We start from the raw sequence: 25,591 nt of genomic DNA on the forward strand, positions 1-25,591 counted from the left end.
TCCAACTAAATAATAGCGGCTGGCCGCTGTCCAATGAATCAAGCCGAAACGCAGTTAAAACAGTTACTTGAACGCTCCCAACAACAGCTATCCCAGCCCTTTTCTAATGTACAGCGTCGATTACTATATGTGATTAACATCACCTACCTGACATTGACACCTGTCTTTCTGGTCGGCGAAAAAATGGCCACCGGCTTCTATGTTCCTGACAACCGACTTTGGTTCGTTTATGGGTTTGTTTGGTTTGCCAACTTGATTTCGGGAGTTTATGCCTTCGTCTCGTTGACGGGAAATCAGATCACTTTTTTTGGTAAACGGATAGACACCTCAAAACTTAAGCGCGGCTCTCAAGCTGAGAAGGTTTTACGCTGGATAAGTGTTGTGTCGGTCATGTTCATGAGTTTAGCCAATATGACCGGTGTTGGCAACCCCTCTACGGATTCGCTGTTGACCGATTTTGCCCTGGCTCATTCGCTTATTGTTTTGGCAGCCATGCTACTGGGTCGAACCGTCATGCTGATTTGGTCGGGCGTTGTCATTGTAATTTTGGCTTATGTGACGTTTGGGCAATTGAGTTATTCGTATCAGTTCAACTATCTGACCCCAGCCGAGTCGACGCGTTATGAGAAGGCCTTAACCAGGCAACAGGCGTGGGCGTTAGATCGGCAAGCCGTTTTAAAGGCGAACCGTCTTAATCCACCACAGGCATCGCGCTATTTCAACACCTGGTTTATTTTTATCGTGGTTGCCACAGCTACAGCCTATTTTTTTGCGGGCATTGCTCTTGACCTTTTCAAGGTAATTCCTGAAGTAACAGATGATATAAAAGGCGCCATCGAAGCCACTAAAGAGGCCGAAGAACGACGTCTGTTGCAACAGCAGGAAACGCTTAGCGCTGAATTAAAGGCGCTGAAAGCACAAGTAAATCCACACTTCCTCTATAATACCTTAAATTATTTTTATATCCGGTCACAGGAGGTGGACCCTGAACTGGCTGAATCTATTATCAAACTGTCAGCCATCATGCGGTATAGCATGCGGGAGGATTTTAACACAGCCCGGCTTTTTGAGGAAATTGATTATATGAAGCAGTTTATCAGCCTGCACCAGGTTCGCTATTCACTCTGTATAAAATTTGATGTTACAGGTGATATTGAGCAACTGAATATTCTTCCTTTTCTGTTTATTGGCCTGTTAGAGAACGCCTTTAAGCATGGCAATATGACTGATCCGAGCTATCCCCTGGTTATTGATATCCAGGCAAATGAGGATCGAATAGCGTTTTTTACAACTAACTTAAAAAATAAGAAGAAGCGGATCGAGAGTAATCATATCGGTCTCACAAATACGCGTCGTCGGCTTGAGCGTGCGTATGAGAACTATACATTCGAGATCAATGAGACGGAAGACACCTTCTCCTGTAACCTAACTATTTATAGCTAATGGCTTTAACGTGTTTAATCCTCGATGATGAGGAAATTTGTGTGAATCAGTTACGCAAATACATTGAAAAAGTGCCTACATTAATCTTAAAGGCTTATTTCACCAATCCAAACGAAGCCCTTCTATATCTGGAGCATGAAAAAGTGGATGTCATTTTCCTGGATATGGAAATGCCCAATTTTGCGCTCGATGGCCTGGATGTAATCCGAATACTGGGTGACTCCCAGAACTATATATTTACCACAGCATATCCTAAGTACGCGTCTCCGAGTTACGAGTATAATGCCGTCGATTTCCTTGAAAAGCCTATTCGGTTCGAACGGTTCACAATGGCCATTCACCGAGTGAAACAGATGCTGAGTATTCAGACAAAAGGCGATACAAAAGCAACAGACAAATATACGTTTGTACGGGTTGACGGAAATTTCCAGCGGGTTGATTTTAATGATTTATGCTGGGTTGAGAGCGAGCGGAATGGTATCTGGTTCTGTACCGAAACAAACCGGTATTACAGCGCTTTGCCAATAAGTGACATTGAAGCCCGCCTTCCTAAAAATCAGTTTATCCGAGTTCACAAATCATTCATTATTCCCATCAGCAAAGCAGAGGTGATTAACAGAGAAACGATCAGTATTCGTAGACAAGGAAAGCTCCAGGAAATACCGATTGGCGACACGTACCGAAAAGAGTTTATCACCTCGATTGAAAATAAGGTGATAAAGAGATAAGAAATCGAAATAACCTCTCAACCCCCTTATTAATTGGGCATAATTTCCGCTAATAATGTTTTTTGCAATAATAATCAAGGAAAAATAAGGCTTTTGGTCAACGATTTCAGGCTTAGAAATCATCGTCTGATTTTGACGATTGGTCACGGACAACCGTTCATTCATCGAAGGTTTAATTTTGTTTAGTTTTTGGGTGCGGCGGATAAATTGAACAGAAATAAAAGTTGAGTGTCTCTCGAAAACGCTCATCCTTGAGACGAGTAATTATTCTTGAATAAGCAACCTTCAGAGACGACAAGGTATCATGATCTGCTTCCAAAGTGGGGCGTTTAATGAAACAGCGTGTTTTAATAATTGTCAACTTCTATCCGTAGCATGTGTATCTACTTCTTATAAATCTTCTTTACATCTTCCAACATGTAATGTAATTCCTCAGCCGCGAACCACTTCCCTTATACCATGACACCCCGAATGCGCTTCGTGTTGGTAATATCGGCTACAGGATTACCCCCTAAGAGGACCAGGTCAGCTATTTTTCCCGGTTCAATGGTACCTACCTCATCCTGGCGCTTTAGACATTCGGCTGCGTTCACGGTACTCGCTTTCAGCACCTCATAGGGTGGCAGACCGGCATTGACGAGTTCCTGAAGCTCTTCGTGCAGACTAAAACCCGCCAGCACATACGTATTTAAGCAATCGGTTCCTGTTAGAAAGCGACCTCCGCTTTTAAAGATGAGCTTGGCCATATCTTTTTGCAAGCGGTAATGGTCTAAGCTATAATAATGAAGTCGTTGTTGCCAAAAGATACGGGTCTGCGGGTATACATACTCTTCATAGGCCATTGGTATCGAGGGATCATTGGGATGCTTTTGCATGCTTTTATACACCAGCAAGGTCGGACAGAGCTATTTTTTGGATTGACCAACCATCGCTAATTTTTTAAAAAGGGGGATCTGGGGCGAAATAGGCCTCAGATCAACATGTTCCAGGGAGTATTGAGATAAGGCTAATGTTTGTGGTAGGTCCAACTGGAAGGGAATGTGACCCACGACCGGAACCGCCAGCGAATCGCTCACCCGTAAAATTTCTCTGTATACATCCGCTGGTAGCGTATGATAGACTTTTATAAAATCATAACCAGCTTGTTTATAGGTCAGAACGGCTTGGCGGGCCTCCTGTTTGTTTTTTAGTACCACACTGAATTTCCAGACATTATCAGATCCTTCCAGAATAGGACTCGCCGTGTAAAGCGTAGGGCTTAGGATTTGCCCATCCCTACTTTGTTGTCGAAGGATCAGATCAAAAGGGGCACCCGCCATATTGCGGACCGTAGTGACGCCGTTAGCCACAAAAAGTAATAGATTATTTTCGTCGTTGATATATACGTGCATATCATTTAGGCCAGGAATGAGATATTGGCCTTGCCCGTTGATCCGAACCGGATGAGTGGATGTATCGATTCGATCTAACAAGGGAGTGATCTGGTGGATATGTCCCCGCTTGATGAGCACATTCTGGTGCGCTAAAATGGTGTCCCTGCTCATGGGAATCACGGACACATCGGTAATTAAATACGAGGAGCTTTTTGAAGCCGCGATTCGACCATACTTAGCTGGCAGCTTAGATAATAGGTGCTCAGGCAATGAACTATGGGGCCTCAGCAGCAGAAAATAGCTGGCTGTCAAGCCAACTAGTAGGGTGACGGTAATAATGATTTTTTTCATAGATCGAGCCAATGAAGCGTCGTATGCGCTTGGTTCAATGACCGGCACTGGTTAGCCGGTGAGTGTCCGTTCAACGGCCCTTCAGTTCACATCGGGCTTCGTCTTGATCTGGTAGAAGTGCTGAGCCAATCGAGTGGCTTCCTGGGTGACCGCCAGGGGGTATTGATTCAATTCCAGGATGCGAATCGCATTGGTACCGGTTAAAATGCCTGGTTTGAGCTTATAGTCGAACAGAATCGTATCACGCTGGACCACCTCCGTAAAATGATACAGTTCGAAAGCCCCCGTTAATAACTGAGCTAATTCAAGATCATGCGTCGCTACAAACACAAACGTAGTGGGCTGATTTAAGTAGCTCAGCACCGCTTTACTAGCGGCAATTCGCTCGACTGTATTGGTGCCTTTAAACAGTTCATCCAATAAGAAGAGATGATGGCCCGCGCTTTGGCTCGCTTCGAGTAACGTTTTGAGCGTAAGTACTTCTTCAAAATAATAACTTTTAGCGCTCAGCAAATCATCGCTGATTCGGATGGCCGAATGAATGTTAAGTAGAGGCATCTGCCAGTACCGGGCAAAACACGTATTGAGGGTCTGGGCGAGTAGCGCATTGATCCCCACCGTACGAACGAATGTAGTTTTGCCAGACATATTCGATCCGGTTAGCAAGGCCGATTGGCCTGCCAGATGAATTGAATTGGCGACGGCCTGGTCAATAAGGGGATGATAAGCGTCTTGAAAGGTGAGCTGTTTTAGATCGGGGGTCAACGTCGGTTGGCAGTAATAAGGAAGTTCTTGCCGAAGATCATGAAGTGAGAGGGCCACATCGATCAAGCCGACGTATTGATAAACCGACTGGATTTGGGCTCGCTTTAAAGCAATTTGTTGAAGTACCTGATAGAAGATGAGGGGTTCAAGCAAGAATAAAGCTTTGAGGAGTTCCAGGAAGTAATCGGCGATCAGACCAATTTCACTTTGCAGTTTGGCCTCTATTTTAAAAAATGAGGTTTGGGGACCGAGCTGATCAATCGCCTTAATGGCTTGGCCAACCTCGGGCATGACTTCCCTCATCCGTTGATGTTGATGGATTACCTTAGCTGCCTGGTTCATTCGGGTTAATTGCGGAATCGAACCGGCGTAGGCATATAGGTTATTTTTATTCCAGTAGTGAATGAGGTAATTAATGGTCAGAAGAGGTAGTAGTAAAAGCCAAGCCTGGTGAAAGGCGATGCCTACCAGCCCGATTAACAGACTCACTACCGATAAGCTCTTAATAGCCCAGAACCAACCAGGCTTTTGGATAGGCTCCCGTAAAAACAGCGAGGCAATGGAATAGCTATTGGTTGAATTTAAGGGGGCTAGTTCCCGTTCAATCGTTTCTTTTAGGGTGACATCTTCCCGAATATGGGCAATGGTTTTTTCGAGTTGTTGAGCCGTAATTGGGTGGTTGGGAATCGTTCGCAGGGTATAATAGAGAAACTGTTGACCAATCCTGGAACGGGTGCGGTCAATAAACATGAACACCTCGTCTAAATCCAGATCCTGAAAGGTTCGATCCGAAATAACCTGATACGCACCCGTAAGGTCAGTCAAACGAAAGAAGCGTTCAATCTTTAGCCAATCAAAAGGCTCTTGTTTGAGTGACTGGGCGTTAGTGTTGACGGAATCGACCGATCCTTGTTTCGAGTGAGTCATCTTTGGTTGGCTACTTACCGAAGAACACCAAAGAAATTACAAGGGTTGGTTTACTCTCGCTGGTCGTTTCGCCCTTACCCGTGAAAGCCAAATCGGAAAACATGAGGTAGACCAACTGGTCAGGCCGTGAGGATAGGAGCGGTTTATAAATGTTCACTGGTGGAAAAGGGGGACGCCCTGCCGCAGCCAACCAGGCCCGACTATAATGAAAATAGCTACATAATGTGATGATTTTAAGTGATGCCAAAGAAAATGATCAATTCACTCAATCTCAAAATACCCTCCTCAAGTTGAGGCTAAGTTCGTCAGCCACTGATGCTGATAACAAGCTCTTAGCAACCCGAGTCAGCTAGTTAATGCCCTGCTTGCCTAGCTGAAAGGGGAAACAATTTGCCATCTTTTGAGTAATGATAGGGTATGTTTAATGACCCGCGAATCGATGCATGAACCTCCTTTATCACCTGAGGAGACCAACCGACTGCTTGCCTTAACCAGCTACGACATCCTGGACTCGTTGCCCGAAGCTGATTATGACGACATCACCCAACTGGCAGCCCAAATCTGCCAGACCCCCATTGCTCTCATTAGCCTGGTGGATGAAGCGCGCCAGTGGTTTAAGTCCAACCGAGGACTCTCCCTCCGCCAAACCCCTCGGGAGCACTCCTTTTGCGCGCACGCTATTCTTACTCCCTATCAGCCCCTGATCGTAGCCGATGCCCGCACCGATCAACGTTTTGCCGATAACCCGCTGGTGAAGGGTGATCCCCATATTGTGTTTTACGCGGGGGTACCCCTGCTCGATGCCCAGGGGTTTGCCCTGGGGTCGCTCTGCGTGCTTGATGAGCAAACCCGCCAACTAACGGGCGATCAACTAGCCAACCTGCAAATTCTTTCCCGGCAAGTGATGCGACTGTTAGAATTACGCCAGAAAACGCGCATCTTGCAGGAAAGTGAAGAGCGGTTTCAACTCGAAAACGAAGCCTTAAAGACCAGTCAGGCTCGTCTGGAGACGATATTCAATCATGCCCCGATTGGTCTGGGGCTGCTGCGGGGGGACGACCATGTGTTCGAATGGGCCAATGACCGCATTGCTCAGATGGCGGGACGAACCCTTGACCAGATTCAGGGAAAGCCTCTCCTGGAAGCGCTGCCCGAATTGGCTCAACAAGGACTCAAAGAGATCTTCGATCGGGTTCGCCAGACCCGCAAACGCTTTGAAGCGTCGCAAATTCCCATCACCTTACGACGCAACGACCAAGACGAAACCGCTTACTTCTATGCCAGTTTTGAGCCGGTTGAGGAGCCCGACGGCACGGTGAGTATCGTTGACTTTAGTTTGGAAATCACCCAGCAGTTGCTGGCTCAGCGGGCGCTGGCCGACAGTCAGGATCGCTATCGAAGGCTGACGGCTGACCTGGAGCAGTTGGTCGAACAACGAACCCAAGAGCTAGCCACCGCCAATGAAGGGCTGGACGCCAGCAACCAGGAGTACGCCAGCATCAATGATGAGCTGAAAGAAGCCAACTTGCTGCTTAAGCGCTCCAACGAAAATCTTCAGCAGTTTGCCTACGTAGCTTCTCACGACTTGCAGGAGCCCCTGCGCAAGATTCGTCAGTTCGGGGATCTGTTGATGACTCACTATGCCGATTCGGTGGGCAACGAGCGGGCTTATGTCGAACGGATGCAATCGGCGGCTCAGCGCATGTCGACCCTCATCAAAGACCTGTTGGACTTCTCACGCCTTTCCACTCGGCGAGAACCCAACCGGTTGGTCTCCCTGGCGGAGGTGGTCGGGCAGGTCTTGTCTACCCTGGAGCTGACGCTGCAGGAAACGGGGGCTCAGTTGACGATCGATACCTTGCCAACCGTGCCGGGGGATGGCTCGCAACTGGAGCAACTTTTTCAGAACCTACTGGCCAATGCGCTTAAGTTTCGTCAGCCTGGGGTCATCCCACGGATTGCCGTTCAGGCTGGCTGGGTGTCGAGTGATCACCTGCCCGAAGGCATCCGAGTAGGCCGGAGCAGCATCGCTTATCACCGGATCGATGTAGTCGATAACGGCATTGGATTCGAGGAGAAGTACCTCGACCGCATCTTTCAGGTTTTCCAGCGGCTGCATGGCAAGCGTGAATATGGGGGAACGGGGATAGGGCTGGCCATCTGTGAGAAAGTCGTCACCAATCATGGGGGCGCCATTACAGCTCGCAGCCAACCCGGTCAGGGAGCCACCTTTACCATTTATCTGCCTGTATAGCATCATGCGAACGTCCGGGTTCCTGTGTCGTTTGGTTGGGAGATATTTTAAGAAGCACTCTCTGGCCAAAAATCTATTCTCTTTAAAGGTTCTATTGATGTTACGTTTCACTTCGCTTCAGCGAAGTGACGAATTGTCTCACTTGCCGAGAACTATCCAGCGTTGAGCGATTTTCTCAGGTTTTTATCGGCTTGATTGACAGTAAAAAACAAAAGCAGGCCCAATACAGTCCCGGCAACGAGAATGGTTATCGATAGATTCTTCATAAGTTGACATTGGTTAGACTAGAAGTTAACTCAAAAATGGATTACTTGTTAGCTGTTTCCTGTGCTTAACCAAGCTGTTTACTTCTAGCTAATGGTCGGTTTCATACCGGCTGCCCTTTTCTGAATTAGCCACTTGACCCCTAGTTCGCCCGCAGCCCAGAAGCGTACTGCGCCGAAACTGGCATCTGTCCACATATTCGTTATACAGCCATAGATCGTCAAGATCAAAACCGCCCTTTTGCCCACCCCCGACAGGATCAAGCAACCCTAGTAAGAAGGGTTACATTGAGTTGGCGGTAAAACCTATTTCAGGCATATTGGTCACGATGGCCTGAACGATGATGCTCCTTATAGCCAATGTTGACGCGTTGGGCAAATATAGACCCCATTGTATCACTCGGCACGTGCCGAGTGATACAATGGGGTCTATGAAAATAATGTTGAGCTGTTTATGCACCTTTCTCTTAATTAACTTCAGCACAAGACGTGAAAAAGGAATCTGTTCATAAAATAGGGCGTTTGGAGAAACGGCGAAAAGTCAGTCAAGGTTGTGTCAAACATACGTATCCATTGGAGCTATTTACTGTATAGCGCATGCATAGCAACGGGAAACCCAAAGCGTGCTAAGCAGGAAGGTATACGCTGAAGGTGGAACCCTGTCCAGGTTGACTGCGGGCGGTGATGGCGCCACCGTGGTTAGTGACAACCCGCTCACTAATGGCTAAGCCAATACCGGTTCCGGCAAACTCATGCTTGCCATGCAGCCGCTGGAAAACCTGAAAGATGCGGTCCAGATATTTTTCATTAAAGCCCACCCCAGTATCAGCCACATCAATCCGATAGTAGGTCTTAACCAATCGGGCAGGCTTAACGCCCGGGGGCAGCTCATGGGCGGGTATGGATTGAGCCTGTATATGGATGAGGGGAGCCACCGATGGTCGGTGAAATTTGAGCGCATTGCTCACCAGATTCTGGAACAACTGAACGAGTTGGGAGGCATCCCCCAGTACGGTCGGTAAGGGCTTTACCTGGATGTCCGCTTTGGTTTCGGCAGTGACCAGCTCAAAGATCGTCAGTACTTGATCCACAATGCCATTGAGGGGTACGGGCTCATCACGATCACGCTGGGTGGAAATCCGGGAAAAGTTTAATAAGTCCCGAATTAACGTCGACATACGACTGGCGGCTAACTGCATCCGCTCAATGTTGACTACTTCGTCTCCTGCGAAGGAGCACTGACGGGCCTTGAGTAAGTCCCCGAACTGCCGGATCTTGCGCAGGGGCTCCTGCAAATCGTGGGACGCCACGTAGGCAAAGGTTTGCAGATTCTCATTGGAACGAACTAACTGGCTATTGGCTTCTTACAGCTCTTCATTACTGGCGGCCAGCTCTTCATTCGCCGTTGCCAGCTCTTGGGTTCGCTGCTGGACCAGTTGCTCTAAGTCGGCTGATAACAGCCGGTAACGTTCTTCGCTCAGGCGTAGCTGCTGTTCAACCTGTTTGGTCGCGGTAATATCCGTCGCCAGCACAATGATGCCAATTACTTGACCGGCCTCATCCGTATGGGGTGTATAGACGATACTCAGCCAGCGGTTTTCCTGCATGCGAGAGGGGGCCAGCAGCTCATACTGCTCAGGCTGACCGGCATAGGCCCTGTCCAGGTGAGATTCGGTTTGCCGGTAAGCGGCCTCGCCCAGAAACTCCCGAACCGTTTTGCCAAGGGCTTCCCCGCCCGACACCCCAAACCAGTCCCGGAATACTTTATTGTAGGACTGATACCGCTGCTGCGCATCGAGATAAAAAATCATGGCGGGCACCATGTCCCGTAAGAGTTCCAGGTGTGTCTCGCTTTGAGCCAGGGCCTGCTGGGTGTTGACTTGGGGGGTCACATCGATGGCGACATCCAGTATGGCATAGATCTCGCCAGCTCCATTCCGTATCGGAGAATAGGACATGTTATAATACTTCTCCTGAAGTACGCCGTTCTGGACAATCTTAACCAGGGAACCGGGCGATACGAAGGGTTCACCCGTGGTAAAGACATCGTCCAGAATCTGAAGAAAGGGTTGCCCTTCACTGATCAGTTCGGGCATGGCCTCCCGTAGCGGCAGCCCTACAATGGCTTCTCCTTTGCCCACAATATCGATGAAGGTCTGATTGGGGTTGTCAATCACCAGATCCCGTCCCACAAACAGCGCGATACCCGCTGGCGCCGTGGCCAGAATAGCGCGTAGCTTACTTTCGCTTTCTTCAATCTTTTTCCGAGTGAGTACCTATTGGGTCACATCCGTGGCCACCACCAGAATGCCGCTCACTTCTCCCTGAGCCCCTTTTTGGGGCTGGTAGGTCAGATCGACATAGATGGTGCTCAGGTGGTCATCGCGGCGGATTTCGACGGCTACCTCAGGGGCATTAAAGGGGATGCCCGTGGCAATGACGTTCTTCAGGAGTTGATCAAACCCCTGCCCTTTGAGTTCAGGCAAGGCTTCCAGCAAGGGTTTGCCGGTAATAGCCTGGGGGGGCGGGCGACCAATTCCCCGAAAAATGCATTCGCCCACTGAATCACCAAGGCCTCATCCGCACTGTAGGTAGCTAAGCCCACCGGCGACTGCTCAAACAAGGCTAGCAACTGACGTTGCGCTTCTTCTTTGATTTCCTGGGCCCGCTTAAGGTCGGTGATGTCCCGGGTGGTACCGGCTACGGCCTCCACTTCACCCTGGTCGTTGAGTACCGGCGCAAATACGTAGTCATAGATACGGCTACCCAGCGTCGCGTGCGGGAAGGATACCTCGCCCCGGATCGGTTGTTTGGTGACCACCACCCGGTCGATTTCTTGCTCGTGCATCCGGGCGTGCCAGGGCTCATATCCGTTTTCCAGTAAGGTTTTCCCGATGGATTCCTCCCAGGTTTTGCCCCACATGGCCAAGAGTGCCTGGTTGGCGTAGGTGAAGCGATAGGTAAAGTCGAAGACATACATCAAATCGGGCGTACTGGCCGTAATGGCTTCATAGATCCGCTGCTGGCGCTGGGCCAGTTGATGAACCGCGGCTTCCCGTTGCCGGGTCTCTGCCTGCTCAGTTACCTCCTGGGCAACGCCCGCAAAGCGAATGGGCTGGCCCGTCTGATCCAGGTACCGTCGCCCCGTTGACTGAATCCAGCGGACGCGGCCATCCTCCCCTAGGGTGCGGTAGGTTAGTTGATAGTTTCCATCGGACGCCGGATTCAGAGCCCATTGCACCGCTAGATTGACCCGATCGACATCCTCGGGGTGGATAAAAGCCAGTGTATCCTGGAAGACAACCGGATGGCTGTGGATGCCAAAAAGCTGACGGCACCGCTCATCCCAGCGTACTTGCTTGGTGATCGGATTCATTTCCCAAACGCCGAGACCCGCTGCCTGCAGGGCTAAGTCAATATCGAGCGATTCGTTGAGTGGCCTAGTTGAGTTAGCGGGCCGTTGATCACCGGTCATACCTGGTTACTGGATGTTATATGGCAAGGTAAATAAAACTATAAATTTGGTTTGCGTTGGTTAGTGATCGCGTTGGACAGATGTTAAACTATACGTCTCATAATACGCTTCTTTTCTATCTGCTTACTGGCCCTCACTCCGTTGAGAGCGGATTGTGCTCGTGTCAACGGCTAAAATTGTCCAACCCGCCTGAATCTGTTACCTACAAAAGGTGACTTACGTCTCCAAGCCTCCTGGCTCCAAATAAGCCTTAACGCGCTGGCTGACTTCCGGAAAAAGAAAAATAGGCGTTTAAGTAGACCCCGCTTGGTTTTCGGCATAGCCGAGCTGAAAACTCAAGGTGGTGCCCACCCCTTCGGTACTTTCTACCCATAGCTCACTTCCCAACACCCTGAGCTGTTCCTGACAAATAGCCAGTCCCAGCCCCAGCCCTTGAAAATCACCCGCGTTCCGGGCTCGATAAAAACGATCGAAAATGTAGGGCTGCTCCTCCAAGGGGATCCCAATCCCCTCATCACTAACCGCAACGACCACAGCGCTCACTCCGTAGCTGAGCTGCAAGCGGGGCGAGCCGTCCGAATACGTGTAGGCGTTTCGCAGCAAATGGCATACCACCAGCGTTAACAGGCGCTCATCCCCGGCTACCGGCACCGGCCGTCCTATTACGTGTAGGTCCACCCTATGCGCCTGGCGAGCAGCAGACGCTGCGTGAACCTCGATCAATGACTCGCTCAGACCTACTAAATCGACGGCGGTCATACTGATTAGCAATTTGTCGGGTTGTACTGACTCAAGGGATAACGTATCCCGGAGTAGCCCCTCCAGTGCATCGATATTACGGGTAATTGTCTTCAGGTGCTTATCGATGCACGCCCGGACACCCGAATCCGGGAGCCGATCCAGATACAGTTGGGCTAACTGAATGCTGGTACTCATGGCCGTTAGCGGGGTACGGAACATGTGGGAAGCCGTGGTAATGAAGTGAGCCTGATGGTCGGTCAAGCGCCGTTCTTTTTGCAACAGCTCCTCCAGGAGCTGCTCGTTCTCCCTGGCCGCCGTGATGTCCCTGGCCACCCCAATCCGGCGAATCAAGGTGCCTGACTCGTCAAGAACCTCCACCATGCGGGCCTGCAACCAGTGCACCTGCCCATTCCGGTGGTGAACCCGAAACTGCAGCTGAGTGTCCGGCTGGGGATCCTGGAGAGCGGCCAGTAACCGGGGGTGGTCTTCGGCCACCACAAACCGTAGAAAGTCCCGTGGGTCAGTATACAGATCGGCGCGGCTAAGCCCGCTCATCGTCTCGTAAGCCGGGTTGACATATATGAACCGCTGGCTTTGCACATCCCGAACCCAGAAGATTTCCCCGACGTAGTCAGCTATTTCCTGGAACCGTTCTTCACTGGCCCGCAGCGCACTTTCAACCTCCTTCAACGAGGAGATATCGACCGCTAGGTCCACATACCCCAATAGGGTTTGATCAGCAGCGTAAAGCCCCGTGATGGTAGCCAAAACGGGGCGCTGCTGGCCGGCCTTCGAAAGCAGGGCGGTTTTGCCCTGTAACACCCGGTGCCCTTGCAGGTAGTGCCGCATCCACTCGAAGTCGGTTAGGGAAGCCTCGCCTAGGGCCGTCCCGAGTTGCGCCGCCATCGGCTGCTGGTCCATCGGATCCAGCAACCGGTGACGGCTCTGCCCCACGAGCTCATCCTGACGATACCCTGTCCAATTTTCTACCGCCGGGTTGACCCGCTGAATCAGTCCGGTGGGGTCCGTAACGATAATGGCCAGTCCGCCGTGGGTAAAGATAGCCCGTTGCAGGGCCAGGAGCTGCTGAAGCTTCCCTGGGCGCTCAGCTACCCGCCCCGGTTCCAGGGTGGTTTGCGCCAACAACTGACGGTCTTGTCGGTGAGCTTTTTCCCGTTGAATTTGAGGAGTCACTTCTCCGATGAGGGCAAACCAGGTATCGGTGCCCGGCTTAGGGCTTATCACCCAGTGCAGGAGCCGGTAGGTGCCGTCGCTACCGCGGAACCGGTTCGTTAGCTCCACCGAATCCTTCCGTAAGGCCTCCACCAGTTGCCGGGTGCCGTCCCGGTCTTCGGGGTGGATCCAGCTATACCATTCGGCTTGACGCAGTTCGTCGGTCGTCCAGCCCAGCAGGCGCTCAAAAGCCGGGTTAACCGTCCTGAAGTAGCCGTTCCGGCTGGCGACGACCATCAGGTCATTGTCCAGCGTAGTGAGTTGGTCAACCGATTGCCATTGCGGCGGGAGTCGTCGTTGGGCAATCAGGTCAATCAGGTCAATCAGGTCCATGACCGTTTGGCTGAGGTCCTGGAGGGCGTTGTGCTGGAGAGGACTTAACTGGCGGGGTTTCTGATCCATGACGCAGAGCGTACCCAGCACGACGCCCTCGGGGTTGATCAGGGGAAAGCCTGCATAAAAGCGAATGGCCGGGGCCGTCGTGACCAGGGCGTGGTATTGAAAGCGCACATCCAGTGTGGTATCGGGTACTTCCAGGGAAGCCCCGTTTGCCACGACATACTGACAAAATTCCACCAGTCTGGGTGTCTCGAAGCCCGGCATACCGGTATTGGCGGAGTACCACCGGTGGTTCCCATCCACCACCAGCGAGACCGGTGTTTCACAGAAAAGAGAAGCCAATCGGGTAACGCGATCAATGGCTTCGTCGGGTAAAATGGTTGCTATCTGGTACTGGCGCAGGGCCGAGATGCGGGCCGCTTCGTCTGAATGATCGATCATAAAATCGCGAGGCTCGACTGGCCCCGCAGGTCTGGCTATAACCTGCGGGCAGCCGATACGGCCCCTTTTATTAACTGGGTTTAACGCCAGTCATTTGACTGAATTAGGAGCGACTACCACCATCAGTATGTAGAATTTCATGACCGGGTGATGCCGGATCGTCGGGAAGCAATCATTTCGCAAGGGTGGCTGGAGGGTTGGTCGTTAACCAGACAAGTAGCGCTCTTCCCCGAGGCTGTCCGTGACTAGCCGGGCGTTGTTGAGCGCGGCTGAGCACTTCCTAAAAGAAATAAGTGTAAGCTGGCTTGTCATCCCCTGGTTCAACCGATTCATTCTCTCTTTGCATAAAAAAGTATACATATAATCTGACTTTTGCCAGTGTACTTACCTGGAGGTAAAATACATCATAAACATCTATAATATCTAAATATAATCTATACAATTTTAGAGAAAGTTAGCTGCCTTATGAAGAGGGCGAACGGACCATATGCCTCCAATTACGCTGGACGGGTAGGAAAACCTGATCTTCTTACAAAACGATCCAATCAGAAAGCAGACGCCTGTAGTCTCAGTAGTCTTGTGTACGAGCGATTTATGAAATAAATAAAGCGATAGCCGTTGCAAACTAATATGCAACGGCTATCGCTTTTACGAATTGTTTATGACTGCCTGAGCCAAAAGTAACTCTAACCCTGTATGAACAACGCCTATATCGGTAAAGCCTCTGCCTGGCACTCCTCTTAAAATCAGCTATCCCAACAGTAGTCAGGTAGGCGCCGCTACTGGTAAGTAATTGTATAAGTAAACCGACCCATAACCCCTACCGGAGCAACTGGGCGAAGGGGAAAACCAGCCTCATTGACTTGTAGTGTCTCACTATTCAACGTACTGGTCTGACAACCATACAAAGTCGTACAATACTTCTTTGTACGACTAATCAGGTTATTCCGGGTGAGCACGTCCAAACCAGTCAAGCCCGTCGATGACCCAACGCTTCGATTGAAAGAGGCTAATAGAGCCGCCAGAATCTGATACTCTTTACTTTGAGCAAATACCGTCTGGTACTGATCAAACTGCTGAGCAAGCACTTCATAGAACACATTTGGATTGCGAGACTTGCTATCCATTGATTCTGCTTCCAGATCAAAATGGCCTTGTTTATCAAGAAAGAGTCGGCCTAGCTGAACATTTCGCCGGTGGCGTAGAAGGATTTATCGATGTGCCCAAACAGGGTGGGAGCCAACAACTTGAATCGTTCTTTAAAAGTGGCTGTAATCCGTTCCAGACGGGCGTCGGAGGCTAGGAGTTTTCCATGGGTAATTGTCTGGCTGTTGGCAAGTGCCTCTTTCTCAGTCCCTTCGGGTTTCCAATCGGCGGGCAACATCGTCGAAAGTCGGTCATTACCCATCGAGCCTTTCGCTTCCATCCCTTCCGGCATCGTAATCACCCCATCGACTGTCATTTGCAGCTGACCACGAGGGAGCCTCATCTCGGTATAGGCATACCGAGCATCGGGATAAGGGGAGAAATTCGAGGTCGCATTCGTATAGAATACAATCAGTTTCATGGGCGAAACGAGGCGGCGTTCGGTCGCTAATCGACCGGGTAGAATGGCCGTTGACGTTTTAATGGGAATCAGCCGTTTGAGGTCATTACTGGCAGCGGCCAACGTAAGGGTTCGACTCTCCAGGGATATCATCTTGGTAACATCTTCCTGATAGACCATAAAGCCGGACTGCTCGAACGTATTATTGATTAAACTCGCCATCAAGTGCCGGATCGACCCTTTGTAAGCCATCAGTCGGTTCCGCTGAAACCGGCTGACCTGCCGTTCGTTCTCCGGTTTTAGTTCTTCGAAACGAGCCGTTCCCGCCGAGTACACATCGCCTGACGCAGCCGCATCGAAATGTTGTAGTGCATAGATTATTCGGTAGCCCAGCGCCTGATTGTCAATAACTAATGGTTCATTAGCTGTTGCATACAGATGCTCTTTATCTTCTTTAAAGTTGAGCACTTCACTGTTAACCAGCACGCACTGGCTGCCAAAGGGTTCGCCAAAGAGTTGCTTTTTAAACTGCCGCATGTGCCGCTCCCATTGCTTGGGATTGCCTCGAACAGTCACAGCATCGAGGGTTTGTTCGCTCGGTTTGAGACTAAAATTCGCCTTCTGGGGTATGGTATTATCGAATCGGATGGTCTGGGTAGCTGGCTGATAGCCGACAAACGAAGCGGCTATTTCGACCGTACCTAAGGGCACACCCGCCAATGTATAATAGCCCTTTTCATCGGTGACGGCCCCGCGCGTTGATCCATTGACGTAGACACTGGCAAAAGGCAAGGGTTTTCCTGTGGCAGCCTCCGTTACGGAGCCGGTCAGTGTGGCGGTCGTTTGTGCCTGAGTCAGTCGGGTCGATCCTAGCAGGCAGGCGATAGCTATCCAGCTGATGAAGAGCGCGTAACGCATAATTAGTTGATTAGAATACCCGCTCGGATAAAGAACTTTGTCCTGTAATTATACCCTGGACTTGACATGGCTGCCTACTTATGGACGAACCATTGAGTCTCATAAATTGCTCCCCTCTGAGACGAAAGAGCTTTTATAGTACGCATCAATATGTAACCCTTTAGAGAAACGTTTAAGTGAACAGCTTTAAAAATGGAAATACACTTTCTGTTCATCCTGTCATCTCCATTTGCAACCCTAGTTCGCCGGTCCCCTCAAGTAATCAAAAAAGAAGCATCATAGGCCTTTTAATATAAAGTAACAATACATAGTTTAGCTACTTACTATACTAGTTGTTACTTTTTATGTCTGTACATGTTCCCAAACCTATACTTGTTTACGAAACGGCGGCTAATTAACCTTGCCTTCCTGGGGGCGGCTTCGTTACTGCTAGGGGGCCTTGGCTTGTTAGAGACGCTGCTGTACCGACAGCAAAAAGACCAGCAATGGGTGAACCATGCCGACCAAGTCATTGATCAACTCAAGGCGCTGGAAGCTAAGATAGTAGACGCCGAAACCGGCACTCGGGGTTACGTAGCGACGGGGGATGCGACCTTCCTCCAACCGTATTCTCAGGCCCTTCCCCAGATTGCGGCCCAGCTGAAGACCTTGACCCGATTAGTAGCCGATAACCCCGGCCAACAACGAAAAATACAACAGCTCCAGCAGGTAGTCAGCGAGAAGATGGCCATCCTTTTCGAGCTCAGATGGCTCGATGGCTCGGCCAAAGCCTTATTGCCGATTGGCAAACAGCGCATGGATAAAATCCGCCAGCACATAGCTACCCTCATCCAGGTGGAACAGAGACTCTTGCGTACTCGTCAGCAGGAGCTACGGGCCGATTATGCGGCCACCAGTCGGTTGATTTGGTTGTTGCTGGTGCTGGCCCTGATCAACGGCGGGTGGTCTTACTGGCTGGTTGACCGGGAGTTCAACCGTCGGAAAAGGGTCGAACAACGCCTGCAAAGCAGCCAGCAACGCTACCGCTCCCTGGTTGAGCGCCTGAAAGTCTTGGTCTTTCAAACCGATTCTCACGGGCGGTGGACCTACTTAAACCCTGGCTGGGAGAAGCTCACCGGCTTTGCAGTGGAGGCCTCCCTGGGGGACTTTCTGGTGAATGCCGTGCTGGATGAAGACCGCTCAGCTATTCAGCAACTGTTGGAGCAGATTCAGGTGGGTAGCTGGCCACCGGATGGCACCCTGTTGATTCGCTTTCGCCATCGAGCCGGTGGCTACCGCTGGCTCGAAGTATTGATGACCAGTACGCTCGATGACCAGCAGCGGTTCGTGGGCCTGACGGGGACCTTACTGGATCGAACCGAAGCTAAGCAGGCCCAGCAGGCTCTTCTTGACAGCGAACAACGCTTTCGGGCGATTGCTGAAAATGTGGATGAAATCTTTTGGGTACGGGACGTGCACAGCCCAACGTTTTTGTACATGAACCCCAGCTTTGAACGCTATACCGGCATCAGCCTGAAAACGGTTTATGCCCAGCCGCTGGCCTTTACCCAGGCGATCGTTGAAGAAGATCGACCGCTGGTGCTGGAAGCGTTTATGAGCCAGCAGCCCCGCCCTGCTTTTCGCTTCCGGGTACACCACCCCGATGGTACGCTTCGCTGGCTAAGTACGCGCATTTTCACCCAAAAAAACGAAGCCGGCCAACTCACCCGGCGAATGGGCATGGCTACCGATATAACGGCGGTCCTAGAAAACGAACGGCGGCTGGAAGAGTCCCTGGCGGCTGAACGGTCATTTAATGGCTTGAAGTCCCAGTTCATTGCGACGGCCTCCCATCAGTTCCGGACGCCCTTAACGGCCATCAAACTGAGTGCCAGTCTCATCCAGCGGTATCTTCATGCCGATGCGGGTAATGGTCTGACGTCAAAAATCCAAAAGCAGCTCGCCACAATTAACCAGCATGGGATAATCTTAACGGAGTTAATCAATGATACACTCACCTTGAGTAAGATTGAAGCCGGTCAACAACGGGTCGAGCTAGTGGCCACCGATCTGATTAAGTTGAGCGAAGAAGTGGTGAGCTTGTTTAAGAATCGGGAAGACGGGCGTCACGTCGAGCTAGTCCTGCAGGGAGAGCCGGTCCCCGTGTGGGCGGATAAAACGATGTTGAGCCATGTGCTGGCCAATCTGCTTTCGAACGCCTTTAAGTTTTCCTCGAGCAACCCACAGCTACTAATCGTCTTTGAGTGGGCTCAGGTACGGGTGTTGGTCCGGGATCAGGGCATCGGTATTCCCTCCGCTGATTTGCCTTACTTATTTGGTAAATTCTTCCGAGCCAGTAATACAGGGGGCATTACGGGGACGGGTCTAGGGTTAAGCATCTGTCAGGAGTATATGACCCTGCAACAAAGTCAGATTGAGGTAGCCAGCACCGAAGGGGAAGGCACCGTGTTCACGGTTCGCTTAAGATTGGCGTCCCCTGCTTGACCCGCACCCGTTGAGGAGAGAATTGTCGCTGTCCGCTATTAGAAAAGACCCCTATGGTGATCGATTTTGAAGCGAGGGGCTGATGGGTTAAATCCGTTCTGACGATCCGCTTTTAGCTATACCATACGGAATGTCAGGGACGGGCCAAATGAGTCGTCAACGTTGGGTGAAAGCGGGTAACGACAAGGGCTCACGGGTTTGAATAGCTACCGCTGACGAAATAACGGTGTGCCCCTCTTGTAGATGACTGGACTAATTGCCTTTTTACAGCAGTATCCACAAACCATACGCGCAATGACTCCACACGGAACCCGCTTGGTGACCATTAATGGCGTACAGGCGAAACTGATTATAGACGAAAAACAACAGGTCAGTGTCCTGCGCTCCCTGACCGGCACAACGCCTACTGACACCCTGGTCGATGAACTCCCTCTTCCGGCTAAACCCCTGTGGCTGCGCCTAATCGTGCGGGCACTCAAGTGGTATCGTACCAAACTAGCCTCTAGTATAGGGCTGGGCTGCGTTTATGAACCCTCCTGTTCGCGCTACGCTGAACTGGCCCTGCGTCAGCATGGCTTCCGGAAGGGATTCTATTCTACGCTGAAGCGCCTGCACCGGTGCCGGCCCGGCGCGGGGGGTGTTGATCTTCCCTAGTTAGCTGTACTTCCCTTTACCCATCAGGCGAGACTACCTGGCTCAACTCATGAGGGTATTTTTCACACAGTCAGTGGGATGACCACCTGATTCAGAACGAGCCAAAACGTATGTGACTGGTTGTGTTTGACAGATAGTAAAAAGCAAATGTATCGTAAAACGCTCCTCCATGAGACAAGTAGCGTTCAGATAACAACCTTTTAAATGATTAAGCCGGATTTTGTAAAAAAACATAGCCCTATGTGCTAATTATGGCCTTTTTCGATAAATAGCTATAACGCTGGGCAACGGCCCTTTTTATGAGTAGCACCGGTCATGGCCCCTGTTGGCTGGGCTTGACGTACTTTTTCCATGATTCATCACTAAAGTAATGAACGATCAATTTTCACCTGACGGCATTTATCAGGTTCGAATCAGCCTGCTGGAGATGGCCATGAGCCATTGGGTATTTGAACCCGCTATTTATCGCGTGTCTGATAATGTCCAACTCTTCAACATGGGAAAGCAAGTCTGGAGTGCGGATTCGATTGAGTGGACCTCCAACTCCATCGTTGTGCTACAGACCCGTCAGTATCCTGGCCTGATCTTCTGCGATCTAACTTTAGATATGGCGCTCGGGATGGGCGAAGCTATTCGGGGCAAAATTAAGAATCGAGATTGGAAAACCGGTAATCCCATGAGCGAACTTCCCGCTGCGTTCACCGGAACGCTGGCCGAAATTAAAGAGTGGCAAAGTTGAATTGGCCCACGACCACCCGTATGCGATTAACAAGACCGGAGTGGCGAGGGGGCGTACCGGGTCGGTGCACCGATTACTGTCTACCTGACAGGTAGCAAAACTTGTCGTCTCATTATGTGGCCGTATGCAACGGATTACATTTAACAGATATTAGAAAAAATTACTGTCTCGCAAAAACCCTCCTCCTTGAGACGAGGAGACTTTTTAGATTAATTGACGGATTTTGTGCGAAACGGCAAACGCACCCACTTTATAAGTTGAAGGTGGTTTCCCGGTATGATGAACTGGTCATCTTTATCGATAATACGTAGGATTTGCCCGAATTCATAAATAAACAGGTTGTAATCGGTTTATAAAAGAAGTGATAGAGCCAATTTAACTCAGCAACCCGTCATGAGCAAAACACGCAAAGACCGCTCTGATATTCAGGTCGGCAATCTCGAAAAAAAACATAAGCTGGAGCCCGGTACCGTCCGCAATACGGATCATAGTGATGCTTGCTCGGATAAAGAACTAGGCAGCTTGCAACGTGAATATGGCGAACAAGCCATGAAAGGTATGTTAGGCGAAGAAGACCCGTTAACTGATGGAGACGATAAGAAACAGCGCAACTAGTCTGGTTAAAATAAAGTGCAAAATAGAGTTCATACTGTTTCAGACTGCACAATAAATGGGCCTTAATCGGCGTTTAGTAATCATTAAGCTTGTCAAGCCCCGGTAGTACAACTATCGGGGCTTTTTTGTGCTCTGTCTCAACAGACCTAATAGCAGATCTTACGGGGCACATAGCATGTACTTCGAGCCTGCGTCATCGACATCTGGCTAACCTCATGTGTACATCGGGCCAGTCCACGACACATGCCACTATGGTATGCATACGCGCTACGGCTCTCGCAAATAAACACGTAAGCCACCGTGACACGCGGAGCCGGACGTTTGGCTTTGTGTGGGTAGCGGCCCGTAACGGTCTGTGCGTCGACCGACGACCAGCCAGAAAGCGTTACGAATAGAACCAACAGCAATCGACGAGCCGCCATACGCTTATTAGCCTAAATCCGCAACAAGTTCATCAGCCAGCCAGTAACCAGCCAGCGCTACCTGACGCTGGGCAATGGGTTTTACGGTGGCCACATAATCAGCCGGTAAAACAGTCCCCTCCTGATCGGTACCCGATTGAAGCGTGTTATTCCGGTAGGCGTTATCCTGTGCCAGTTGAAAACTCTCTTTCGCCCAGTCGGTAACGCTCCTCGTACCCAGCTGCGGCAACTGATTCCGCGCTTCGGCTTGCCGGATCTGAACGGCCAGGTTACGGGCCGACTGGAAATCATCGGCTCCCAGCAGCATCCCGTCCCAGAACGAGTGCAGATTGATCGTCTGGCTGCTCATCATTACTTTGATCTTAAACAGGTTGCCACCCCGATCACCTTTGGGAAACTGCCGGTCGACCAGCGCACTCGTATGGAGTGGTTGGTGCACGTCGCCCGTCAGGTGAAACAGCCAGCAAAGGGCAATCGCTTTGGCACTATCGGGCGCGTTGCTGCGCAGGATCTGCCGGTTCTGCTCATAGGCTTGCAGGATATTTTCGTCGGTCGATAGTACGGTATCAGTACGGGCTACACCCTGCTCGGGCGTGTAGATGTAGTTGACGCAGTGCCAGGTAGGATGATCATATTGGTTACCGCGCACATCGTCCGGCCAGCGAGCGGCCAGCATGAACAGGTACTGGTTTTGATCATCGGTTGATAGTGATGGGTCGTTCAGCTTCCCAGCCCATCGTTGTTGATACTCCGGATGCTGACGCAGGATGGCCACAACCCGATCGGCTACTTGAGGTGAAGTCGTTTGTAACTCGCGGTAGGCGATTGCACCGGTCACCATGTGCGTGGCTCGGTTCCAACCAAACGTAAGGGTGAATAGGCTCGTCGATAGAAACAGGCCGGTTAGCAGCAATAAGTTGATGAAGCGGTCCATAAGCTATCAAAAGGAAAGTCCCACAAGGTAAAGGTCAGCGTTCTTCAGTGCAACCAATTCCTTTAGGAGATCGCTAACAAATGGCTGATCGAATCGTGCGTTTGTTAAGATGCTGCTTTAGCCGACGATCCAACCGCAAGCACTCGGATAAATTTCACCGGCAACGGGTTGCCGGGCACGCCTATACTTTTGCTTATCTTTAGGGCATACCCTGTCATTTTTTTTCCCATGATTTACTCGACACACCTGTTGCTGGGAGCACTTCTAACTTTCTTAATTGGTCAGGCAACGCTCCAGGCGCAGAACCGTCACCTCACGTATGCGGAAAGCCAGCAGGATTTTCCCAACCCAGAACGGGGCTTTTACATCCCCATCAGCACCTCCTCGACTCGCTTCGTGCCTCTCGATGCTGCTAAGTTGATCACCTACCGTACCCAAGCCCAGCGCGTGGCCAAGGCCAGCTATGCCATTCATTGTTCCTTGGTGTATCGAAGTTATCGGCTGGACACATTCAAGAACAGCCCCATAAGCGAGGACTTCCTCAAAAAGATAGGCCAGGACTTTAGTATCGCCAGACAGGCGGGCATCAAGCTTATTCTCCGGTTCGCTTATACGGAACAAGCTACGACGGGTACCTGTCCGGATCAATATAAAATATGTCCGCCCTACGGCGACGCTCCCAAGGCCATCGTGCTGACTCACATTAATCAGTTAAGCCCCTTGCTTCAGCAGCATGCCGATGTGATTGCCGTATTGCAACTGGGATTTATCGGCATTTGGGGTGAGAATTATTTTACCGATTATTTTGGCGATGCATCTACCAACGGTCTTGGTGTAGTACCTGACAGTAGCTGGCAGGATCGCAATCAGGTGCTGGCTGCTCTGTTAAACGCCCTTCCCAAAGATCGGATGGTGCAAGTACGTACCCCGCAGATCAAGCAACGGTTCGTCTACGGCCCCAAAGCACCCGTTACATCAGCCGCTATGAAGCCGGGGGATGGATACCGAGGTTCCGATCTCGCCCGGATCGGGTTTCACAACGATTGCTTCTTGGCCAGCGCGGATGATTACGGCACCTTTTATGATGTGGGCCACTCGTCGGCTAAACGAGGCCCGGCCACGGTTCCGCTCCGCCGATATATGGCGCAGGACAGTCGCTACACGGCGGTAGGGGGTGAAACCTGCGATGATGCCTTCAGTCCGCAGAACGACTGCGCTCCGGTGGGGCGGGCCGAGCAGGAGATGGCCCTGATGCACTACAGTTACCTGAATGCCAGTTATAACAATGAGGTGAATAATGACTGGCAAACACAGGGATGCATGGATAACATCCGTCGCCGACTTGGCTACCGGTTCGTGTTACGATCGGCTAGTATCCCTAAGCACATCAAGGCAGGGCAGCCGTTGCGGGTTGAACTGGCGCTGGCCAATGTAGGCTATTCAGCTCTTTACAACCCAAGGCCCCTTCAACTTGTCCTGCGAAATGTGGCGACCGGGGCCCTTCACCGCATTACCCTGGAATCGGACACGCGTCACTTATCATCTGGCAGTCATCAACTGCGCCATGTGCTTCAGCTGCCGGCCGTGGTAAAAGCGGGTCGGTATGAGCTCTTGCTGAATTTACCTGACGGCTACTCCTCACTGGCTCAGAATCCAGACTACAGTATCCGACTGGCTAATATTGGACTTTGGGAGGAGCAGACTGGTTTTAACAAACTAAACCATACGCTTATAGTTGGGCCATAACCAGCCATTGGATGCCTTCTAATCGATCAAAACAACAAGTCCATCTCACAGCGGTCACCTTTTCTCTTTTATTCGCCCCCTTTCGTGGACGTTTTCAGGCCTTAGAAACAAAGGGGTGATTATTTACTCAAGTCAGGATACGCGTTCATTCGGCGAAGGGTTTTCGTGAACGTTTTTGAAGACGGAGTCAAAGCACATACAACTTACTGGTTATTAGGCAGATGCAGGGTTCATTAAAAGGATATTCTATGCCTTTAAATGAACGATTATGAGGTTGTACCGTCCTAAAAAAAGTTGACCGTTTTGAGTTAGTCCGATCATACATTGACCATTTTACTGGTAGTCCGAAGTTAAGCTATTTCTTGACCCCTGATTCGGACAGCTTATAGTAATTTTTCCAGCGCCGTTCTAACGGCCCATAGCTCCCATGAGCCGCTACCGGACTGAGCATGTCACAACTTAGGTGAGGCCGCTTGTAGTTGTACAGAAACACCCCTTTCTCTAGCAAGGTGTAGGCTTCCTCCAGCGAACGAACCGGTTGATGACTTAGATACTCTTCTTTCAGGATACCATTGACCCGCTCGGCCACCGAGTTCTCTAAGGGGTCGGAGTTCTCCGTCATGCTGATCCGTATGTGATATGCATCCAGTACCCTGGTATATTCATCACAACAGTACTGAATACCCCGGTCGCTATGATGAATCAAGTGCGGTCCCATTCGTTTGGTAATTTGTTTGAGGGCCATCTCCAGGGCTCGTCGAGAATGGACGGCTTCCAGATTTTCCGCTACCGCAAAGCCCACGATCCGGTGCGAATAGGCGTCAGTAATCAATGAAATGTACAGATAGCCGGCCTCTGTCAACCAATACGTAATGTCGGCCACCCAAACCTGATTGGGCCGTAAAACGAACAGGTCCTTGATCAGGTTCGGGTATTTACGAAACCGATGCCGGGAAAAGGTGGTGATCACCTTCCGCCTTCGCTTTCTAATTAACAGATGGTTAGCTGCCATTAAGTCGAACAAGGCGTCCCGACCCATTTTTATTCCCCGTTGTCCCAGTTCTTCTTTAAGGAGCCAGTATAGTTTCTTACCTCCCATGCGAGGGTGATCTTTTCGAACACCTTCGATCAGATCCAGTACTTGTTTATCGGCTTCTTCTCCTTTAATGAGCCGATGGCTATGTTGATAGTAAGCTTGCC

21 protein-coding genes are annotated in these 25,591 nt (G+C 50.6%); 8 read left to right on the forward strand and 13 right to left on the reverse strand.

All coding sequences use genetic code 11. From position 1 onward, the window contains the following. Positions 1-33: 33 nt before the first annotated feature. The gene (locus NT073_RS00380; protein WP_297367016.1) at positions 34-1,443 is read left to right on the forward strand and encodes a sensor histidine kinase; all 1,410 of its coding nucleotides are present in this window, start codon (positions 34-36) and stop codon (positions 1,441-1,443) included. After that, the gene (locus NT073_RS00385) at positions 1,443-2,171 is read left to right on the forward strand and encodes a response regulator transcription factor (protein WP_297367019.1); all 729 of its coding nucleotides are present in this window, start codon (positions 1,443-1,445) and stop codon (positions 2,169-2,171) included. The genes NT073_RS00380 and NT073_RS00385 overlap by 1 nt, the downstream gene beginning before the upstream one ends. A 452-nt stretch (positions 2,172-2,623) precedes the next feature. Here NT073_RS00385 and NT073_RS00390 read toward each other — a convergent pair whose 3' ends face one another. From NT073_RS00390 to NT073_RS00400, 3 genes are all read right to left on the reverse strand, one after another. Next, complete coding sequence (locus tag NT073_RS00390; protein WP_297367024.1) at positions 2,624-3,046, reverse strand: amidohydrolase family protein; 423 nt, start codon at positions 3,044-3,046, stop codon at positions 2,624-2,626. Positions 3,047-3,076: 30 nt separating this feature from the next. Then, the gene (locus NT073_RS00395) at positions 3,077-3,895 is read right to left on the reverse strand and encodes a hypothetical protein (protein WP_297367027.1); all 819 of its coding nucleotides are present in this window, start codon (positions 3,893-3,895) and stop codon (positions 3,077-3,079) included. An 81-nt stretch (positions 3,896-3,976) separates the two neighbouring features. Beyond that, entirely contained in the window at positions 3,977-5,587 is a 1,611-nt protein-coding gene (locus NT073_RS00400) for a DNA mismatch repair protein MutS (protein ID WP_297367030.1), read from the reverse strand. Between the two features lie 439 nt (positions 5,588-6,026). Between NT073_RS00400 and NT073_RS00405 the strand changes: the two genes are divergently transcribed. Continuing rightward, positions 6,027-7,841: an ATP-binding protein gene (locus NT073_RS00405; RefSeq protein WP_297367033.1), complete on the forward strand. Its 1,815-nt coding sequence runs from the start codon at positions 6,027-6,029 to the stop codon at positions 7,839-7,841. Between the two features lie 889 nt (positions 7,842-8,730). Here NT073_RS00405 and NT073_RS00410 read toward each other — a convergent pair. From NT073_RS00410 to NT073_RS00440, 7 genes are all read right to left on the reverse strand, one after another. Further along, complete coding sequence (locus tag NT073_RS00410; RefSeq protein WP_297367078.1) at positions 8,731-9,432, reverse strand: ATP-binding protein; 702 nt, start codon at positions 9,430-9,432, stop codon at positions 8,731-8,733. 36 nt (positions 9,433-9,468) lie between these two features. Next, positions 9,469-10,362: a PAS domain-containing protein gene (locus NT073_RS00415; RefSeq protein WP_297367081.1), complete on the reverse strand. Its 894-nt coding sequence runs from the start codon at positions 10,360-10,362 to the stop codon at positions 9,469-9,471. A gap of 18 nt (positions 10,363-10,380) precedes the next feature. Further along, positions 10,381-10,590, reverse strand: coding sequence for a hypothetical protein (locus NT073_RS00420; RefSeq protein WP_297367037.1), 210 nt, complete (start codon positions 10,588-10,590; stop codon positions 10,381-10,383). Beyond that, complete coding sequence (locus NT073_RS00425) at positions 10,551-11,579, reverse strand: PAS domain S-box protein (protein WP_297367040.1); 1,029 nt, start codon at positions 11,577-11,579, stop codon at positions 10,551-10,553. The genes NT073_RS00420 and NT073_RS00425 overlap by 40 nt, the downstream gene beginning before the upstream one ends. Before the next feature lie 291 nt (positions 11,580-11,870). Next, complete coding sequence (locus tag NT073_RS00430) at positions 11,871-14,333, reverse strand: PAS domain S-box protein (RefSeq protein WP_297367043.1); 2,463 nt, start codon at positions 14,331-14,333, stop codon at positions 11,871-11,873. Between the two features lie 779 nt (positions 14,334-15,112). Further along, a complete protein-coding gene (locus tag NT073_RS00435; RefSeq protein ID WP_297367046.1) occupies positions 15,113-15,460 on the reverse strand; it encodes a hypothetical protein in 348 nt (115 codons plus the stop codon). Positions 15,461-15,510: 50 nt separating this feature from the next. Then, positions 15,511-16,797 carry a carboxypeptidase-like regulatory domain-containing protein gene (locus tag NT073_RS00440; protein WP_297367048.1) on the reverse strand — a complete coding sequence of 429 codons (1,287 nt, stop codon included), beginning with the start codon at positions 16,795-16,797 and terminating at the stop codon, positions 15,511-15,513. 354 nt (positions 16,798-17,151) lie between these two features. Between NT073_RS00440 and NT073_RS00445 the strand changes: the two genes are divergently transcribed. The 4 genes from NT073_RS00445 (at position 17,152) to NT073_RS00460 (ending at position 21,289) form a co-directional block, all read left to right on the forward strand. Continuing rightward, entirely contained in the window at positions 17,152-19,281 is a 2,130-nt protein-coding gene (locus NT073_RS00445) for a CHASE3 domain-containing protein (protein ID WP_297367051.1), read from the forward strand. 294 nt (positions 19,282-19,575) lie between these two features. Beyond that, entirely contained in the window at positions 19,576-19,935 is a 360-nt protein-coding gene (gene yidD / locus NT073_RS00450) for a membrane protein insertion efficiency factor YidD (protein WP_297367054.1), read from the forward strand. 370 nt (positions 19,936-20,305) lie between these two features. Beyond that, positions 20,306-20,674 (forward strand): hypothetical protein, encoded by a 369-nt coding sequence (locus NT073_RS00455; RefSeq protein WP_297367057.1) that lies wholly within the window; start codon positions 20,306-20,308, stop codon positions 20,672-20,674. A 393-nt stretch (positions 20,675-21,067) separates the two neighbouring features. Next, positions 21,068-21,289, forward strand: a complete 222-nt coding sequence (locus NT073_RS00460) for a hypothetical protein (protein ID WP_297367060.1) — start codon at positions 21,068-21,070, stop codon at positions 21,287-21,289. Between the two features lie 146 nt (positions 21,290-21,435). On the opposite strand, the gene NT073_RS00465 is transcribed toward NT073_RS00460, so the two are convergent. Both NT073_RS00465 and NT073_RS00470 read right to left on the reverse strand, forming a co-directional pair. Beyond that, positions 21,436-21,711, reverse strand: coding sequence for a hypothetical protein (locus NT073_RS00465; RefSeq protein ID WP_297367063.1), 276 nt, complete (start codon positions 21,709-21,711; stop codon positions 21,436-21,438). A gap of 7 nt (positions 21,712-21,718) precedes the next feature. Then, positions 21,719-22,645, reverse strand: coding sequence for a S1/P1 nuclease (locus NT073_RS00470; RefSeq protein ID WP_297367066.1), 927 nt, complete (start codon positions 22,643-22,645; stop codon positions 21,719-21,721). Positions 22,646-22,873: 228 nt separating this feature from the next. Between NT073_RS00470 and NT073_RS00475 the strand changes: the two genes are divergently transcribed. Then, on the forward strand, positions 22,874-24,391 hold the full coding sequence (locus tag NT073_RS00475; RefSeq protein ID WP_297367068.1) for a DUF4832 domain-containing protein: 1,518 nt from the start codon (positions 22,874-22,876) through the stop codon (positions 24,389-24,391). Positions 24,392-24,746: 355 nt separating this feature from the next. On the opposite strand, the gene NT073_RS00480 is transcribed toward NT073_RS00475, so the two are convergent. Next, positions 24,747-25,591: IS3 family transposase (locus NT073_RS00480; RefSeq protein WP_297367071.1), on the reverse strand; the 845-nt coding region annotated here is incomplete at its 5' end.

It is taken from the genome of Spirosoma sp. (assembly GCF_026391055.1).
Lineage (GTDB): Bacteria > Bacteroidota > Bacteroidia > Cytophagales > Spirosomataceae > Spirosoma.